The 2797-nt window shown below is 39.7% G+C and carries 2 protein-coding genes; both read left to right on the forward strand.

Annotated features, from left to right (window positions below; translation table 11 throughout):
* Positions 1 to 312: 312 nt before the first annotated feature.
* The gene (gene rpsB, locus ACYQ21_RS15175) at positions 313 to 1095 is read left to right on the forward strand and encodes a 30S ribosomal protein S2 (RefSeq protein WP_460059490.1); all 783 of its coding nucleotides are present in this window, start codon (positions 313 to 315) and stop codon (positions 1093 to 1095) included.
* 405 nt (positions 1096 to 1500) lie between these two features.
* Entirely contained in the window at positions 1501 to 2538 is a 1038-nt protein-coding gene (tsf, locus tag ACYQ21_RS15180) for a translation elongation factor Ts (protein ID WP_460059492.1), read from the forward strand.
* Positions 2539 to 2797: the final 259 nt, after the last annotated feature.

The following is a 2797-nucleotide window of genomic DNA, read 5'->3' on the forward strand; positions in this document are numbered from 1 at the left end:
AACGTATCTTTCATCTCGTGAATCTTCTATAATCATAAATTTTTCTTGTAGTGTCATATTGTTCTCCTAATGGCAGTGTAGCACTTTTGGTTAATTTTTCAAGACTAATTTATGAAACGACCGTGTACATACAACAAGTAAGTCTTGTCAAATACACTAAAAGCGTGTATAATTAAATGGTTGCCGTAAAAAATTACGGTAACTGAAACCACATTTTGACAAGATCGTCCCGTAGTGTAGCTTTAAAAGCGAGTAGCGGGGCGAGTTGACGGTCAAAAGAGGAAAAAAACTATTTTAAAAGGAGACTAGCTCATGGCAGTCATTTCAATGAAACAACTACTCGAAGCGGGTGTTCACTTCGGTCACCAAACACGCCGTTGGAACCCAAAAATGAAACCGTTCATCTTTACAGAACGTAACGGTATTCACGTTATCGACTTACAAAAAACAGTTAAACTTGCTGACGACGCATACAACTATGTACGCGAAGCTGCAGCAAACGGTGCTGTTGTTCTCTTCGTAGGGACTAAAAAACAAGCTGCTGAAGCTGTTAAAGAAGAAGCAACTCGTGCTGGTCAATACTACATCAACCACCGTTGGTTGGGTGGTACTTTGACTAACTGGGGTACAATCCAAAAACGTATCGCACGTTTGAAAGAAATCAACAAAATGGAAGAAGACGGTACTTTTGACGTTCTTCCTAAAAAAGAAGTTGTTTTGCTTAACAAACAACGTGATCGCTTAGAAAAATTCTTGGGCGGTATCGCTGATATGCCACGTATTCCTGATCTTATCTACATCGTGGATCCACATAAAGAGCAAATCGCTGTTCAAGAAGCAACTAAATTAAACATTCCAATCGTGGCAATGGTTGATACAAACGCAGATCCTGATCCAATTGACGTGATCATCCCTGCCAATGATGATGCCATTCGTGCGGTTAAATTGATTACAGGTAAAATGGCTGATGCAATCATCGAAGGTCGTCAAGGCGAAGATGCTGTAGAAGCTGAAGAAGCAAACGTATCAGAACCAGCATCATCTGAATCAATCGAAGAATTGGTAGAAGTTGTGGAAGGTTCAAAAGAAGCTTAAGCTTCTTTTGAATTGACCAATAGGGAAATGCAACGTATTTCCTCAACAAAGAAGTTTAAGCTTCTTTGTTGAGGAAACACGAAGTGTTTTTTCAAAAACTAAGCTTATACTTAGTTTGAAAAAACCAATTCTACCAAGTATCAAATAAAAAAATCGAAAGAGGGCGGGGCCTACGCCTCATCCCTCTTTTTTAACTAAAACTGAGTTTCGGCTCCTTGAGACTAGGAAAAAAGATAAAAGTACGCACGAACGTCGTTTAGCTTATAAAGTGCAACTCTCAGGTCAACGTCTAAGCGATAAATCGCCAAGGCACGTTGCCTCTAGCTTTTCAGGTTCGCTTACGCCTTTTCCTATTTTTCATCGTCTCAAAGTAGTCGCCTCAACATCTTAAAGGAGAAAACAAAAATGTCAATTACTGCAGCTCAAGTAAAAGAATTGCGTGAAAAAACTGGTGCTGGCATCATGGATGCTAAAAAAGCACTTGTTGAAGTTGATGGAGATATGAACAAGGCGATTGACCTGCTCCGTGAAAAAGGGATTGCAAAAGCAGCTAAAAAAGCTGATCGTGTCGCTGCTGAGGGTTTGACTGGTGTCTATGTTGATGGTAACGTTGCAGCACTTGTTGAAGTCAACTCAGAAACTGACTTTGTTGCCAAAAATGATCAATTTGTTGCTTTGGTTAACGAAACAGCAGAATTGATTGCTAAAAACAAACCAGCTGACAATGATGCAGCGCTTGCTATTCCAACTGCGACTGGTAAAACTTTGGGTGAATCTTATGTTGAAGCGACATCAACAATTGGCGAAAAGATTGCTTTCCGTCGTTTCCAATTAGTTGAAAAAAACGATGCTCAAAACTTTGGGGCTTACCAACATAATGGCGGACGTATCGGTGTTATCACAGTCATCGAAGGTGGCGATGAGTCTCTTCCCAAAGCGGTTGCTATGCACGTTGCGGCGATGAGTCCAAGCGTTTTGTCTGCTGAAGAACTTGACCATGACTTTATCGTGAGCGAAACAACTGCTTTGATTTCACGTATTGAAATCGAAAACGAAGACCGTAAACGGACAGGTAAAGCCTTCTTACACGTACCAGAATTTGGTTCAGCTGCGCAATTGACTGACGACGTTTTAGCAAAAGTTGAAACAGCATTCAAAGAAGAACTTAAAGCTGAAGGTAAACCAGAACAAATCTGGGACAAAATCTTGCCAGGTAAAATGACCAAATTTTTCGTTGACAATACACAAATCGACCAAGAAAATGCCCTCTTGTCACAGCTTTACGTCATGGATGACAGCAAAACTGTTGAAAAATTCCTTGAATCTAAAGCTGCTAAAGCAATCACATTTGCACGTTTTGAAGTTGGTGAAGGTATCGAAAAAGCGGCTAACAACTTTGAAGCTGAAGTACAAGCAACAATGGCTGCTGCACTTGAAAACTAATCATCATGATATAAACGTTAGGCAAACAATCTCTGGACGAATATGTCAAGACTTGAAATTAGAGTTTGGAGAGGAATGTAACTGATTTTTCAAAACATTCGTTAATCAACTGGCTAAAAAATGCACCGAAATTTCACGACAAACGCATGAAATAAATAATTCCCTAGTATCTCTATTTATGTTAAAGTAAAAGAAAAGCTATTAAGGGAGTTCATGATGTACGAAATCTACGCGTATTTAGAAAGCGTCACAGATCCGC

Source organism: Pseudolactococcus yaeyamensis (genome assembly GCF_054658615.1).